We start from the raw sequence: 16,225 nt of genomic DNA on the forward strand, positions 1-16,225 counted from the left end.
GCAATAAATCTAAAGCATCAAAACAAAGCCCCTAAAACTAGGGGCTTTGTTTATTACCAACTCTAAATGCATTCCACAGAAGATCTTAGTGCTTCATGGCTCCACCGTGAGCACCCATTGCATTTACTGGAAACTTTACCTCCACTTCGCCTGCCTTAGCAAACTTGAGCTTGACTGGAACAGTTTCACCAGCAGTTAATGGAGCTTTAATGCTCATGAACATTAAATGCAAGCCACCTGGCTTCAATTCCACTGCACCACCTGCTGGCACAGGGATATCTTTCACTTGGCGCATTTTCATGACATTGCCTTCCATGGCCATCTCATGCAATTGGACCTCGCCAGCCACTGGAGAGCTAGCTGATACTAATAAATCTACGCCGCCTTTGTTTTCAATCTTCATAAAACCGCCAGCAGCCATTTGGCCTGGCACGGTAGCACGGGTATAGGCATTCTCAATTTGCAGAGAACCCACTTTGGCATTTTGTGCTTGCGCAAAACCAACCAAACCAAAACTCACTACAGCAGCCAATAATGCATTTAATAATGTATTGCTTTTCATATTTACTACCTCCTAGTTAATCTTTAATCCTCATGTTCAAGAAGACTTGAATTCCTTTACTCTACTACCAACTCATTGTCTTTGTGCCGTCCTTAAACAAAGCATCACCAGTAATTTTTGGGCCGCCTAATTTGACGCCAGAGATTAAATCAGCCTCAGTAAAGCCAGCCTGCTTTAGACACATTGGGCACATGATCACCAAAGCGCCGCTAGAAATTACCTCAGATAAAGCCTGCTGCTGATCCGAAAACTTGGCGGCTCCAGCCTTAACGCCCAGCATCACTGCCTTATCATTTAGGAAAATTGTTAATGGGTGGCCATTAGCGGAATGATGCTTACCAAAGTTAATCGCCATACTTGAGCGATGTAATTCATCAGTTGAAAGATTGATGAAGAGTGGGTCATTAGCGCCAGCAAAGGCCGATAAAGATAAAGTTGCCAATACGGTAATGACCGCGGATTTAAGTGATTTCAAAAACATGGTGACACTCCTTTTTTCGTAACTAATTAAAACTTCATATTTGCTGAGACATACAAGGTTCTTCCCATGCCTGCAACCCCAGTTCCCCAAGCCACGCCATTCATAGACATCGTATTGCCTTGCCCTAGGTAGGCGCCACCCTGCGGTAACGCGTAGAGTTTGTTCAATAAGTTTTCAATACCAAAGTTGACGCGATACTTTTTATCGTCATACGAAGCGCGTAAGTTATATAGCGAATATCCGCCGGTAGCAATCTCATTTCTAACAGCATTGAGATTTGTCTTGGCCGCCACAAATTGTGCTTCAACAGTATTAGTCCAATTTGCACCCAAGTACTGAACAAAGCCAATTTTTCCATTAAGCGGCATGATGTTGTACAAATTTCCACCAGTAGTCACGTTTTGACCGCGAGTATATGACGCTATACCAGTCATTTGGAAACGACCTAACTGCGGCAACTTGCCAAGCATTACGTTACCGGAGAGGTCTAATCCATAGAGTTGCGCATCTTGGTTTACGTACTTAAGGACATTAAATTTATCAACAGTACAAGTCGTATTACATGCTGCATCGATGTAGTTGCTCACGTAGGTGTAATAAGGGTTGGTTTTAAATCCCCAAACCTCTTTATTAGCATCATGCCAATCGCTCGCAAAACTAACTGTATTTGCAACCTCAGGGGCTAGCGTTACCTGTCCAACATAACCGTTACCGTCCCCTACAAAGTTATTCATGATTGCTGCCATTGGAGTGGTAGACCAAGAATAACGCTCATAAAGATTGGGGGATCTTGTCTTGCGCGAGTAACCTGCTTCGTAGTTTTGATTGTTATCTGGTTTATATCGAGAAAGCGCTGTTAAGTCCCAGTTGTAATCAGTTTGCTGATGTTTCTGAGCATTAAACGCATTTGCTTGAGACTGATACATAGAGCTATATCCCTGAACATTTCCTGCATTTGCAGCGACCTGTTCAACACGCACCCCTGCCAAACCCATCAATTCCTTAGACCACTGTTGCTCTAACTCGCTAAATAATGCTAAACGATCTCTGGTGCCATTATTAATATTTTGAAAGGTATTTGGACTCATCATCATTCCAGTGCCTGATGGTGGCCACCAGTCATTTAACTTATAGCCCTGCCACTCAGTTCCAATTCTTGCGAGCTGTGTTTCAGAAATTGGCAGTGTTCCCTTAATAACGGCGCCATTGGTTGAGCTCGTTGCAAGCATTGGCATTGCAGGCGATGTTCGCGCGCCAGTGTTGTCATCCATCTGGTGGTTGACCATTTGGTTATAGGCTTGAGCCTCTAAAGTACCCCAATCATATTTACCGGTGTACTTCAGGTTAAATTGTTCGCTTTGATTTTTGGTCATATCCATACGTTGGTTTGAATAACCTTCGAATGGTATGAATTGATATCCCGCCTTAAACTCAACCAAGTGGTTATCCTTCTGCCAGGCCAATGAAAGTTGCTGGTTGGTGGCGATGTATTTAGATGCGCCAACAGTGTTTCCAGATAAACCATTTGCCGCAGGTTTAAAGTTGCCGCCGGCTGTGTAGTTACCTGCCTTTGCAGAATCTATCGTGTAGTTGACGCTAAATTCATCGCCCGCAGCAGTCACGTTTAAGTTACCCGCAATTGCATTTGCATTACTACTGTACGATGCGCCAACCTCACCTTGCGTGAGTGTCTCCCCCTTATTAGCAAATACCGGTGGTAATGATTGAACTGAAACTACGCCACCTAAACTGTCACCACCCGTACTCACTGGCGAAAGGCCAGTGATCACCTTAACGCTACCAACATTGGATGGGCTGATATAGGAGAGAGGCGAGTTCATGTGATTTGGGCAAGATGAGATTAAATCTAAGCCGTCAACTTTGACTGCCACCCGGTCGTCCGCTAAACCATGGATTGATGGCAATCCAGAAACACCTCCACCGGTATACATGCTTACACCGGGGATATTCAGCAGCATAGCTGCAGTATTGGGGGTATTTACACGCGACTGATTAAGCTCTTTACCCACAAGTGTTGTTTGAGTGAGTGGCGCCTCCTGAATACCCGTCACAGTAAGGGTATCTAGATTGGGGGCGGTTTGACCGTATGCATTAGTGAGCATCAAAGATGCGACTAAGGCTATCGGCGTTACTTTTAATGCATTCATATTGACTCCAAAATTTTTTTAATCGCTAATTAATTGAATTTCTTTTACTTGTGAATGGATGCAATTGGCGCGAGCACAAGCTCCGCGCTACCCAAGGGACTATAGGTATAAATTGCATTTGAAAGAATGAGCGAGCCGGCATACAGGAGCCAAATTGCTATGCCCATGGCAATGCCAACATAGGCTCGCTTTAGTCGAGACGAAACTTTGTCAGATAAAAACATGTACTTCTCCATACAAGATTGCGGCAACTTGTTGTCGCCTATCGCATAGCTTGGCTATGCCCTAAAAAGATTTAGGCTTGTGTAGGAGGCGCTGCTGAGGGAGGTGTTACCCAAACAGCAAGAGGCTTGGGTGATTGATAGAAAAGCTGTGGCAGCAAAGCAAGTGTTTGCGGCGCTTGGAATGTGAGGTTTGTATTGAATGCTGGCGTAATGGCGGTATGAGCAATGCAATATGGGCAAGGCTGCGCTTCTGCACGATCTGTTTGATCTTCGCCTTGAATATTGATCTGCAACTTAGTGCCGTCAGCTGCACAAATTTCCATCGCAAAACCTTGACCATGCTTTGCTAGCGATACCGCTTGAGAAACTGCTGGCGCAAGCGCACTCATTGCGATTGCTAAAGCGGCAATCCAGTGAATGAGGCGATTTTTGCGGAAATTCATGATGGGAAGATTTTATCGGAATTTTAATTTAGGCATGAAAAAAGGGGCTTGCGCCCCTTTTCCCTTATGAATTCGCTATTTCTAGCTGATTTCACTCTTATGCTGCAGCAGCTTTTTTCTTGCCTACAAACTTACCAATTAATGGCCAGAATAGTAAAAGCAATGCAAGACCTGTAATACCGCCTACCAATGGGTTAGAGAAGAAAATATCTAAGCTTCCCTGTGAGAACAACATGGATTGACGGAATGAGTCTTCTGCACGATCACCTAACACCAAGGCCAAGACCATAGGCGCCATTGGGTAATCGAGTTTCTTGAAGACATAACCCAGCACACCGAAGCCCAACATCAACCAAACGTCAAACATCGCGTTGTGGACGGTGTATGCACCAACCGCACAAATCACAATAATGACTGGAGCAATGATGGAGAACGGAATTCTCAAGATTGAGGCGAACAATGGAACGCAAGTTAATACAACAAACAAGCCTGCCAAGTTACCTAAGTACATACTCGCGATCAGACCCCAAACAAAGTCTGGTTTCTCAACGAAGAGCAATGGGCCTGGTTGTAAGCCCCAGATCAACAAACCGCCAAGCAACACAGCAGCTGTTGGTGATCCTGGAATGCCTAATGACAACATTGGCAACAAGGCAGCTGTACCAGCAGCGTGAGCTGCTGTTTCTGGAGCAACAATACCTTCCATTTTTCCAGTACCAAACTTGTCACCTTCTTTAGATACGCGTTTTGCAACACCGTAAGCCATGAAAGATGCAGGGGTAGCACCACCTGGAGTGATGCCCATCCAACAACCGATCAAGCAGCTGCGCAATGAAGTTGCCCAATATTTTGGTAACTGCTTCCAAGTTTCCCAAACAACCTTACCGCGAATTTTCGCTGCAGCACCTTGGAAGGCCAAGCCCTCTTCCATTGAAAGAAGAATCTCGCCAATACCGAACAAGCCGATAACCGCGATCAAGAAGTCAAAACCACGCATCAACTCTGGGTTACCGAAAGTTAAGCGTAACTGACCTGTCACTGTGTCCATACCAACGGTAGCCAAAGCAAAGCCCAACATCATTGCTGAAATTGTCTTGAATGGCGAACCTTTATTCATACCCACAAAACTACAGAAGGTCAGGAGGTAGACCGAGAAGAATTCTGGCGGACCGAATTGGAGAGCAAACTTCGCAACCAACGGTGCCAAGAAGGTAATCATCACAATCGCAAAGAACGCACCCACAAAAGAAGATGTAAATGCAGCTGTCAGCGCCTCACCAGCTTTGCCATTACGAGCCATTGGATAACCGTCAAAGGTTGTCGCAACAGACCATGGTTCACCAGGGATATTAAACAGCACGGATGTAATCGCACCGCCAAACAATGCACCCCAGTAAATACAGGACAACATGATGATCGCTGAAGTTGGTGGCATGGTGAAGGTTAATGGCAACAGAATCGCAATACCGTTTGCGCCACCTAAGCCTGGCAATACGCCAATAATCACACCAAGAGTTACACCGACAAGCATTAACAGCAAGTTAAAGGGTGTCATTGCAACGGCAAAGCCGTTGAATAGAGCGTTAATTTCTTCCAACTTGGACTCCTTTTTTAATCTTTTTTAATAGTTATTGTTTTTATTGCACGCCCACAAATTCGAGTGGATTGAACCATGAGCCATGTGGCAATGGAACCTGGAACCAGTATTCGAACATGAGGTAAAGAGCCGCGCTCACTCCAACGGAGACAGCAACTGCCTTCCAAATTGGATATTTACCTAACCACACCATGAAGACCGCGATGTAGAGGGCCGCAGAAACATAAATGCCAATCAATTGCACGCCAAGCACAAAGATGATCGCCGGCAGCAATACCGCCATCACCTGCTTGGAAGGCTCACTATCAACAAAGGATTCGGTTTTCTTTTTCTTGTTCACGATTGCAGCTTGATACAAAGTAACCGTGCTAGATAACATGATGATTAAGCTGATGTAGAAAGGGAAGTAACCAGCCTCTGGGCCATCAACACCCCAGCTAGCACCCAACTTCAGACTACCAATCATCACTGTCAGGCCAATTGCCAGGAACACGATCGATGTAACGATGTCCATCGCTCTAACGCTAATGACTGAGTCTTGATTTGTATTGTTTGTATGTTCAGACATTTTTATATTTTTAAATAAAGTTAGTAGTTACGCTTGCTCAAAAAATAGGACCCCGCTTTAGGGGTCCTATTTAATTTCTCAAAAATTACTTAGCCAAGAATCCAGCTTCAGCCATTAACTGCTTATGTAATGCTTCATTTAATGTGAGCCAATTTCTGAACTCTTTACCAGTCATGAATGTCTGATTGAATGCACCATCAGCCATGAACTTCTTCCACTCTGGTGTCTCGCGTACTTTTTTGAACACGTTGATGTAGTAATCAACTTGCTCTTGAGTTACGCCAGGAGCCATGAAAATGCCACGCAACATCACGTAGTCAGTTGACACGCCAGCTTCTTTACAAGTTGGAACATCATTCCAAGACTGAGTTGCAGTGATCTTTTCTTTGTAAGGCATACGTGTGTCATCAAATACGCACAATGCACGTAATTTGTTTGCACGCCATTGAGCAACCGCTTCAATTGGATTATTCACAGAAGAATCAATGTGATTACCAACGAGTTGCACAGCTACGTCGCCACCCCCTTTGAATGGGATGTATGTGAACTTAGCACCAGTTGCTTTTTCAATCGCTACAGTAATGATCTGGTCTTCAGACTTAGATCCAGTACCACCCATTTTGAACTTGCCAGGACCAGCTGCTTTAGCTGCGTCGATATATTCCTTGGCAGTTTTGTAAGGCTTGTCAGCGTTATCCCATAAAACGAATTGGTCAAGTGCCAACATCGCCACTGGAGTGATGTCCTGCCAGTTGAATGGAACACCTGTTGCTAATGGAGTAGTAAACAAGTTGGAGAGCGTAATCACGATCTTATTTGGATCGCCCTTAGCTTCTTTCATTGCCAAGAAACCTTCAGCTCCCGCGCCTGCACCCTTGTTCACAGGAATCACTGCCTGTTTCATCAAGTTATTTTTTGTGATGATGCCTTGGATCATACGAGCCATTTGATCAGCACCACCGCCAGGACCGGCAGGAATAATGAACTCAACTGGCTTGGTTGGTTCCCAAGCAGCAAAAGCAGGTGAAACACTAGCAGCACCGAGGGCTAATGCGGTGGAAATCAATGCCCCTTTTAACTTCATCTTCATGAACGCTCCTCCAAAAAAATTTGAATACCAATCTTACTTTGGCTTCTCTTTGTTATGTGTGGATTTTTATCCAAAAAGAGGTGCTAATACTTGATTGCCATCAATAATTGTTAAATGGGCAGTTAGGGGTAACACTAGCTTATAAGTACTAACCCTATAAAAATTTTCTGGGAAAAATTCTTAGCGGAATCGATCCAAAAGTTTCTTGCTAACTTTATCCAATTGAGTGGAATCTTTAATCAAAAATTGAAGGCCATTGGAGTCTGCAATCAGCAGCGTGTTGCCAGCAATTCGGCGAATGTCTTCCTCGCCCTTGAGACGAATTCTGGTGGGGCCACGGTCAGTTTCAATATCCCAAATACTCGGGGTGGCAAAAGTAGACACCCTGGTGATTTTTTCAATCACAGGCATGAACTCACGGGCAGCTAGCTCCTCATTAATCAGAGCTAACTCAGTCTCCGGAATAGCGGTGATCCCATCAAACCAGCATAACTCTTTACCCGACTGATCCATGATGGAGATTCCGGTGCTGGGTGATGTAATCGGGAAGGCTCTGACGGGATAAACGCCTACGTGGCGTGTGCCAGCGGCATCAATCAATACTAGGCACCCAAGGGCGTCACGCTCTAGCGTATGCGGCTTTTGATGTTGACTCATACACCGCCCCCAGTTTCTTTAGCGATCACTTGCAGGCGCTCTTCTTCACGCTCATTTTTGCTTTCTTCAATGCTTTCACCAATAGCGCCACCTTCAACCAACTCGGCAGCATGGCGTAACTGCGCTTGATACAAGGCGTAGTAAGCGCCCCGTGCATCCATGAGCTCATCATGCGAGCCAATCTCCACAATCTCACCCTTATCAAGCACAACCAAGCGGTCTGCCTTTCTTAAGGTAGAAAGTCGATGGGCAATCGCGATGGTGGTGCGCCCTTTAACTAAGTTATCCAAAGCGCGCTGAATTTCTTTTTCAGTAGTGGTGTCTACCGATGAAGTAGCCTCATCCAAAATCAGAATGCTTGGATTAATTAAGAGTGCACGTGCAATTGAAATACGTTGACGCTCACCGCCAGAGAGTGATTGACCGCGCTCGCCTACTAATGAGTCATAACCTAGTGGTAAGCGAAGAATAAATTCATGGGCATGTGCAGCGCGTGCTGCTTCAATAATTTCCTCACGAGTTGCATCCGGTTTTCCGTAAGCAATATTTTCTGCAATCGTGCCAAAGAATAAAAACGGCTCTTGTAAAACTAAGCCAATGCGCTTGCGATAGTCAGCAATTCCGATGCTACGAATATCGCGCCCATCCAATGCAATAGAACCAGCACTCACATCATAGAAGCGGCAAATCAAGTTCACCAAAGTACTTTTACCAGAGCCGCTATGGCCTACTAAACCTATCATTTCTCCAGGAGCAATATCTAGATCAATGCCTTTAGAGACTGCGCGGTTACCATAGCGGAAACCAACGCCCCGCAAGGAGATTCGGCCTTTAACTTCGTCCAAGGGCGCTGGATTGATTGGCTCAGGAACGCTCGAGACATGATCCAAGATATCAAAAATACGCTTAGCCCCAGCAGCTGCTTTTTGCGTATGAGAAACGATGCGACTCATTGAATCGAGTCGAATGTAGAAGCGCCCAATATAGGCAAGGAATGCAATCAACACACCAACAGTAACCTTTTGATGCGCAACCTGCCAAATGCCGAAACCCCACACTACCAAGAGGCCCGTTTCAGTTAGAAGTGTGACTGTTGGGGAAAATAATCCCCATACGCGATTGACGCGATCATTGATTTGTAAATTGTGTTTATTGGAATCGACAAAACGCTTGAGCTCACGATCTTCTTGAGCAAAGGCTTTCACTACCCGAATACCCGGAATCGTATCGGCCAAGATATTGGTTACTTCAGACCAAACACGATCAATTTTTTCAAACCCAAAACGGAGTTTGTCTCGCACTACATGAATCATCCACACGATAAATGGCAATGGTGCCAAAGTGACCAATGCGAGCAAAGGATCAATTGACACCAAAATTGTTGCTGTCATCGTAATCATGATGACGTCGGTAGCAAAGTCCAAAGCGTAGAGGGATAGGAATACACAAATGCGGTCAGTCTCAGCGCCAATACGCGCAATTAAGTCACCCGTTCTTTTGCCGCCGAAATACTCTAAAGACAATTTGAGTAGATGCTCAAAAGTCGTATTGCGCAAATCAGCACCAATGCGCTCACTCACCAAGGCTAGTAGATAAGTCTTCCACCAACCCAAGCCCCAGGCTACGATTGCCGCAGCAAATAAAGCCAAAAGGTATTTAGTAGCTAAAGCAAAATCAATCGGATTGCCTTTTTCATAGGGAATCAAGACGTGATCCATTAAAGGCATCGTCAGATATGGCGGAATGAGCGTGGCACCGGTAGAAAGCAAGGTCAGCACGAAACCCAGTAAAAGCTCCTTTTTGTAGGGGCGGGCAAAACGCCACAACTTAAATAAAGTCCAAGTCGATGGAGGGGCATCCTCCTCTGGGTCACAAGTTGGACAAGCATCTGAATTGGCAGGCTTGGGACTTAAACAAACTGGGCAAACCTGCTTGTCATATTCAGAAGCCTCAGGCTCTTTAGTGACCTGATCACCCCTTATTAAGCGCTTAAAGCTACTTTGTAGGCGCAATACCTGAGGATTAACAGCCAAGGTGAAATACCAAAGCCGCAACAGACTGGTCTCGGACTCTAGCTTGAGGTGCCCCACTCCAGCATGATCTCCATGCAAAAGATGCGCCCCAGAGCTAATAGGCCAGAATTCTGAGAGAGTGCCATCGGTCCAAAATAAGCCCGTTGGGATAAGGCAAAGGAGGCTTTTTTCAAAGCGCATCTCACCATCAAGATCCAACTCAACCCATGCCAGTATTGAGTTAGGGTCTTTTACTGGGGATTGAGGTGCCTCTAAAACGCCAGTCCATTGTGTAGGCAAAGTGGGGGCGATTAGGGAAATTTCTGGCTTCATTAGTCCTAAAAGTATAGTGGAGCTAGATTTTTTAGATTTAGTAAGTCTGTCAACTTTACAGGGCAGAAAGCCGTTAAATTAACGAAGTAGGCTTTTTTGTGTATTTTTGCTAATTTTGTGGATTTTGAATAATTACTAGAACCAGAGAGATAGTCTGAGTCACCCACGCCCTCACCTTCTGAGGTGGCGCTGAGACCCCATTCCACATATGCCCCAATTACTAGATAAAACCATTGAGATCTTGAGTGTCAAGCATCTCCGCGGCCCCAATATGTGGACCTACCATCCCGTTATTGAGGTTTGGCTCGATATCGGTGAGTTAGAGGATTTCCCCTCTAACCTCATTCCTGGGTTTTATGACCGCCTAGTCAAAGCACTCCCCAGCCTTCAAGAACACCGCTGCAGCTATGGCGAAGCTGGTGGATTTCTCAAAAGAGTAGAAGAGGGCACTTGGCCTGCTCATATCCTTGAGCACCTCACCTTGGAATTACAAAATTTAGCTGGCATCCCCGGCGGCTTTGGTAAAGCACGCGACGGTGATCGTCGTGGCGTTTACAAAGTCATGGTGAGCGCGATTAACGAAGAAGTTACTCTCACTGCGCTCAAATACGCTCGTGACCTCTACCTTGCTTTAGCTCAAGACACCAAAGATCCTGTTGCTCTTGTTAGCACCATCATTGAAGAACTGCGCGAGCTGGGTGACGATCTATTGCTTGGACCAAGCACTGCCTGCATCGTGAATGCGGCTGAAGAACGCGGCATCCCCTCTATTCGCTTGTCTGAAGGCAACCTAGTACAACTTGGTTATGGCGCTAAGCAGCGTCGCATCTGGACAGCTGAAACAGATCAAACCAGCGCAATCGCTGAAACGATTTCTCGTGATAAAGATCTTACTAAGAGTCTTCTATCTAGCGCAGGAGTTCCTACACCTGAAGGCCGTACCGTTACCAGCGCTGATGACGCATGGGAAGCGGCGCAAGATATCGGTCTGCCAGTTGTAGTCAAGCCAATCGATGGCAATCACGGTCGCGGTGTCTTTATCAATCTATACACCCAACAAGAAATTGAAGCTGCCTATGCCGTGGCAATTGATGAAGGTAGCGAAGTATTAGTAGAACGACACATTATTGGTGACGAGCATCGTTTGCTGGTCGTTGGCAACAAAGTGGTTGCAGCAGCTAAAGGCGAAACCGTTTGGGTTACCGGTGATGGCAAACATTCCGTACTTGAACTCATTCAAATTCAGATTAACTCTGATCCACGTCGAGGAACTGCTGAAGAGCATCCCCTCAATCCCGTGCGCATTGATTCTGCGGTGGAATTAGAGCTTGCACGCCAGAAACTCACTGGCGCAAGTATTCCGGCCTTGGAGCAAAAAGTACTCATTCAAAGTAATGGCAACGTAGCGTTTGATGTCACCGATTTAGTTCATCCAGAAGTAGCCAGCCAAGTGGCTCTAGCCGCCCGCGTTGTGGGTCTGGAGATTGCTGGTGTTGACCTTGTTGCACAAGACATTAGCAAGCCATTAGATGAGCAGAATGCCGCAATTGTTGAAGTGAATGCTGGCCCAGGTTTATTGATGCATTTAAAACCTGCGAGCGGTAAACCTCAACCTGTTGGTAAAGAGATTGCAAATCATCTTTTCCCACCAGGCACTGATTTCCGCATTCCAGTAGTAGGCGTCTGCGGTGCTAGAGGTAAAACTCCTGTCGCTGAAATGATTGCCCACTTCTTGCGACTCACTAATTTGTATGTTGGATTGTCTTGTAGCAAGGGTTTATTTTTTGGTCATCGCTCAATCCAAAAGAGCAATGCTGCCAACTGGGAAAATGCCCGTCGCACTTTATTGAATCGCGCCGTTGAAGCGGCCGTTATCGAGAACAACAATCTATCCATGCTGATAGAAGGCTTAGCTTATGACCGCTGCCAAGTAGGCGTTGTTTTGAATATCGATCCAAAAGCCAACTTCCCGCAATACGCTATCTATGATGAAGATCAAGTATTTAGCATTGTTAGGACTCAAGTTGACGTAGTGCTACCAACTGGAGTTGCTGTTCTCAATGCAGATGATCCTATGGTTGCAGACATGGCAGAGCTGTGTGATGGTGAAGTGATCTTCTTTACCCAAGACTCTGCATCCCCGATTGCGCAAGAGCATCTTAAGAATGGTGGTCGTGTCGTGATGATTGGTAATCAACAAATTACCCTGAAATCTGCAAAGCACGATCAAAAGAGCATTCCGGTGCCACGCAACTCGGAGTCTAGCGCCAGCGAACCATGGAAACCCATGAATCTCGGCGCTGCGATTGCTGCAGCTTGGGCCTTAGATATTCCGTTCAACGTAATCGAAGCTGGCGCTGAAACCTTTGCTTCTGACGCCACTATTCCAGCAGGGGCTTAATTGGAAATCACCCGTATTCGCATGTTGCGCGGCCCAAATTTATGGAGCCGCCACACAGCCCTAGAGGCAATTGTTTCTTGCGACGAAACAGAACGCTCCATCGATTCAATCCCACAGTTTGAAATCAAGATTCGTGAGCGCTTTCCTCAATTAGGTAGCATGCGCCGTGGCGGACATAATGAAATCCTCTCTCTCGCACATGCTCTAGAACATGCTGCTTTAGGGCTTCAGTCTCAAGCAGGTTGTCCAGTAACCTTTAGCCGCACAGTGCAAACGATTGAAGTAGGTGTTTATCAAGTCGTAGTGGAGTACACCGAAGAAGTTGTCGGGCGCATGGCCTTTGACTTTGCATTCGGTTTAATTCAAGCGACCCTCAATGACGCGCCATTTGATTTAGCGGCCGCCCTCTCCGAATTAGAAGCTTTGTATGAAGATGTGCGCTTAGGACCAAGTACCGGATCTATCGTAGATGCTGCTGTACAAAGAAACATTCCCTATCGCCGCATGACTGAAGGCAGCATGGTGCAGTTTGGGTGGGGTAGCAAGCAAAAGCGCATTCAAGCTGCCGAGACTAGTGACACCAGCGCAATCGCAGAAGCCATTGCGCAAGACAAAGAGCTCACCAAGAATCTGTTGGCAGCTGCGGGTGTATCCGTTCCGATTGGCGAAGTGGTTACGACTGCTGATGATGCGTGGCGCGCTGCCCAAAAGATTGGCGGTCCGATTGTTCTTAAGCCTAAAGACGGCAATCAAGGCAAAGGTGTTGTCGCCAACATTCAAACTGAATCAGAGGTTCGCGCAGGCTTTGTAGTTACGCAAGCCTTCGGACGTGAAACCATTGTTGAGCGTTACCTACCTGGCGCTGACTACCGCTTGCTAGTGGTTGGTAATCGCTTATCCGCTGCCGCACGTCGCGAACCCGCTCAAGTGGTTGGTGATGGCAGGCATAGTGTTGCTGAACTAGTTGAACTAGAAAATAAAAATCCATTGCGCGGCGATGGTCATGCAACTGCATTAACCAAAATCCGTTTTGATGACATCGCTCTTGCACATTTAGCAAGTAATGGCTTAAGCCCACAGTATGTTCCCAAGACTGGTGAGCGCGTTTTACTTCGCAATAATGCCAATCTCAGCACTGGCGGCACCGCCACCGATGTGACTGATGATGTTCATCCAGATGTAGCTGCCAGCGCAATTGCAGCCGCCCAAATGATTGGCTTAGATATAGCTGGTGTCGACATTCTATGTGAGGCGATTTATAAGCCTTTAGAGACTCAAGGTGGCGGCATTGTTGAAGTTAATGCTGCACCAGGTCTACGTATGCATCTCAAGCCTTCCTATGGCAAGAGCCGCCCTGTTGGCGAAGATATCGTCAATATGATGTATCCACTAGGCGAAGATGGTCGTATTCCAGTGGTAGCCGTCACCGGTACCAATGGCAAAACCACTACGGTTCGTCTGATTTCTCATTTATTGAATGAGACTGGTTTACGCGTTGGCATGACAACTACTGATGGTGTGTATATCAACCATCGCCTAATTGATTCTGGTGATTGCAGCGGCCCTAAGAGTGCACGCAACGTCCTCATGCATCCCGATGTCGATGCTGCCGTATTAGAAACAGCCCGCGGAGGAATGTTGCGTGAAGGCCTTGGCTTTGACCGCTGTGAAGTTGCGGTTGTGACCAATATTGGTGAAGGTGACCACTTAGGTCTTAACTACATCACTAGCGTAGAAGACTTGGCGATTCTGAAACGCGTCATTGTGATGAACGTTGCACCAACCGGCGCTGCAGTTCTGAATGCTGCTGATCCGATAGTTGTGAAGATGGGCGATGTTTGCACTGGTCGCGTGATTTTCTTTGCACAGAATCAACACCACCCCGTCATTGCAGCCCATCGCGCCAAGAATAAAAAAGTAATCTATTTTGATGGAACCTATATCGTCTGCTCAAAAGGAGCACGCGTACTGTTCCGCTTCCCTGTGAGCGAGATTCCGTTAACTCAAAATGGTGTTTTAGGCTTCCAAATTGAAAATGCAATGGCCTCCATCGGTGCTGGCTGGGCTTTAGGTCTAGATGCCGAAAAAATTGCACGTGGACTTCATTCTTTTGAGAGCTCAGCTAACGCAGTACCAGGACGCTTCAATCAATTCCAGCACAAAGGCGCCACTGTGATTGCTGACTATGGTCACAATCCAGATGCCATGCGTGCTTTAGCAAGTGCTATCGAGGCTATGAAGCCCAAAAAGAGCCATGTCGTCATTAGCGGTGCCGGCGATCGTCGCGATGAAGATATTCGTGATTTAACCCGCATTCTTGGCAATAGCTTTGACAATGTCATCCTCTATCAAGATCAGTGTCAACGTGGTCGAGAAGATGGGGAAGTTCTTAAGCTTCTACAAGAAGGTTTGGTAGGCACCAAGAAAGCCAAACAAGTTAAAGAAATTACCGGTGAATTCCTCTCCATTGACACCGCCCTCAATGATTTATCTGCTGGCGATATTTGCCTAATCCTGATTGACCAGGTAGAAGAATCTCTGGCCTACCTTAAAGAGAAGGTACAACCTTAATCCTGTGATTGATTTTCAGGCGACCATCTGAAATACAAAAAGCCCAATCACTGATTGGGCTTTTTTAATTTACTGCCAACTAAGAGATATTGGGAGCTAGTTATGTCTGAGAGTGATAGTGCTGGAGTCGCTCAATCTCCTCCTTGGAGCCCAACATGACAGAGACACGCTCATGTAGTTCGGTGGGAACCATATCCATAATCAGTTGATCACCATTGGTCGATGCACCACCAGCCTGCTCTACTAAGAAGCTCATTGGGTTTGCCTCATACATCAGACGGAGCTTTCCTGGCTTATGCGGCTCACGTTGATCCCAAGGGTACATAAAGATACCGCCACGCGATAAGACGCGATGCACATCAGCAACCATGGATGCAATCCAGCGCATATTGAAATCTTTATCACGCTCTCCACTCACGCCAGCCAAGCACTCATCGACATAGCGACGGACAGGCTCAGCCCAGTGGCGCATGTTCGACATATTGATAGCGAACTCTTTGGTTGAGTGAGCAATCTCGACAGCATGTTTAATCAAGACAAATTCACCGGTCACTTTATTGAGGGTGAACATCACTACGCCATCACCCAGAGTTAATGCCATAGTGGTTTGTGGGCCGTATACAACGTAACCGGCTGCCACCTGGTGACGGCCTGACAATAAGAAATCTTCCGTCTGTAATGGCGCTGCAGGATCTTGTTTCTTGAGCACAGAAAAAATAGTGCCGATGGATACATTCACATCAATATTTGAAGAGCCATCCAATGGATCAAATAGCAATAAATAATCGCCAGTACCTTGAACCGGGAGCGGCAACTCCATTTCTTCAGAGGCTAGACCAGCCAATGATTTACATCCCTGTACACCATCAATTAATAAGTCGTTGGCAATCACATCCAGTTTTTGCTGAACTTCGCCCTGGACATTGCCAGTGCCAGCAGAGCCCAGCAAGCCAATCAAGGCGCCTTGAGCAACTTCATGACTCAAGGTTGAGCAAGTATCAGCAACTGCTAATAGCAACTCTTGTAGGCCCGCAGGAACGTCTGCACCCTTCACCTTGGTAGAAGTCAGGTATTGCTTGAAATTGGTATTAAAAGTACTTGAAGCGCTCAAAAGGAGT

13 protein-coding genes are annotated in these 16,225 nt (G+C 46.3%); 2 read left to right on the top strand and 11 right to left on the bottom strand.

Annotated features, from left to right (window positions below):
• Window positions 1-85 precede the first annotated feature (85 nt).
• The 10 genes from ICN11_RS00315 to ICN11_RS00360 all read right to left on the bottom strand — a co-directional run bounded on the left by ICN11_RS00315 (window position 86) and on the right by ICN11_RS00360 (window position 10,135).
• The gene (locus tag ICN11_RS00315) at window positions 86-562 is read right to left on the bottom strand and encodes a copper chaperone PCu(A)C (RefSeq protein WP_216228630.1); all 477 of its coding nucleotides are present in this window, start codon (window positions 560-562) and stop codon (window positions 86-88) included.
• Between the two features lie 64 nt (window positions 563-626).
• On the bottom strand, window positions 627-1,043 hold the full coding sequence (locus tag ICN11_RS00320) for a DsrE family protein (RefSeq protein WP_216228631.1): 417 nt from the start codon (window positions 1,041-1,043) through the stop codon (window positions 627-629).
• A gap of 26 nt (window positions 1,044-1,069) precedes the next feature.
• Window positions 1,070-3,211 carry a TonB-dependent receptor gene (locus tag ICN11_RS00325; protein ID WP_216228632.1) on the bottom strand — a complete coding sequence of 714 codons (2,142 nt, stop codon included), beginning with the start codon at window positions 3,209-3,211 and terminating at the stop codon, window positions 1,070-1,072.
• A 44-nt stretch (window positions 3,212-3,255) separates the two neighbouring features.
• Window positions 3,256-3,435 carry a hypothetical protein gene (locus ICN11_RS00330; protein WP_216228633.1) on the bottom strand — a complete coding sequence of 60 codons (180 nt, stop codon included), beginning with the start codon at window positions 3,433-3,435 and terminating at the stop codon, window positions 3,256-3,258.
• Window positions 3,436-3,506: 71 nt separating this feature from the next.
• On the bottom strand, window positions 3,507-3,878 hold the full coding sequence (locus ICN11_RS00335; RefSeq protein WP_216228634.1) for a DUF2946 domain-containing protein: 372 nt from the start codon (window positions 3,876-3,878) through the stop codon (window positions 3,507-3,509).
• Between the two features lie 97 nt (window positions 3,879-3,975).
• Window positions 3,976-5,475, bottom strand: a complete 1,500-nt coding sequence (locus ICN11_RS00340) for a tripartite tricarboxylate transporter permease (RefSeq protein ID WP_216228635.1) — start codon at window positions 5,473-5,475, stop codon at window positions 3,976-3,978.
• A 40-nt stretch (window positions 5,476-5,515) separates the two neighbouring features.
• On the bottom strand, window positions 5,516-6,043 hold the full coding sequence (locus tag ICN11_RS00345; protein WP_216228636.1) for a tripartite tricarboxylate transporter TctB family protein: 528 nt from the start codon (window positions 6,041-6,043) through the stop codon (window positions 5,516-5,518).
• A gap of 85 nt (window positions 6,044-6,128) precedes the next feature.
• Complete coding sequence (locus ICN11_RS00350) at window positions 6,129-7,127, bottom strand: tripartite tricarboxylate transporter substrate binding protein (protein WP_216228905.1); 999 nt, start codon at window positions 7,125-7,127, stop codon at window positions 6,129-6,131.
• 186 nt (window positions 7,128-7,313) lie between these two features.
• Window positions 7,314-7,790, bottom strand: coding sequence for a DUF1854 domain-containing protein (locus ICN11_RS00355; RefSeq protein ID WP_216228637.1), 477 nt, complete (start codon window positions 7,788-7,790; stop codon window positions 7,314-7,316).
• Window positions 7,787-10,135, bottom strand: coding sequence for an ABC transporter ATP-binding protein (locus tag ICN11_RS00360; RefSeq protein WP_216228638.1), 2,349 nt, complete (start codon window positions 10,133-10,135; stop codon window positions 7,787-7,789). The genes ICN11_RS00355 and ICN11_RS00360 overlap by 4 nt, the downstream gene beginning before the upstream one ends.
• 208 nt (window positions 10,136-10,343) lie before the next feature.
• Here ICN11_RS00360 and cphA (ICN11_RS00365) point away from each other — a divergent pair, with 208 nt between their 5' ends.
• Window positions 10,344-12,536, top strand: coding sequence for a cyanophycin synthetase (gene cphA, locus ICN11_RS00365; protein ID WP_216228639.1), 2,193 nt, complete (start codon window positions 10,344-10,346; stop codon window positions 12,534-12,536).
• Window positions 12,537-15,107, top strand: coding sequence for a cyanophycin synthetase (gene cphA, locus ICN11_RS00370; RefSeq protein WP_216228640.1), 2,571 nt, complete (start codon window positions 12,537-12,539; stop codon window positions 15,105-15,107).
• Between the two features lie 100 nt (window positions 15,108-15,207).
• Here cphA (ICN11_RS00370) and ICN11_RS00375 read toward each other — a convergent pair whose 3' ends face one another.
• Window positions 15,208-16,218 carry a class 1 fructose-bisphosphatase gene (locus ICN11_RS00375; RefSeq protein WP_216228641.1) on the bottom strand — a complete coding sequence of 337 codons (1,011 nt, stop codon included), beginning with the start codon at window positions 16,216-16,218 and terminating at the stop codon, window positions 15,208-15,210.
• Between the last annotated feature and the right edge of the window lie 7 nt (window positions 16,219-16,225).

The organism is Polynucleobacter sp. 78F-HAINBA (genome assembly GCF_018882325.1).
GTDB lineage: Bacteria > Pseudomonadota > Gammaproteobacteria > Burkholderiales > Burkholderiaceae > Polynucleobacter.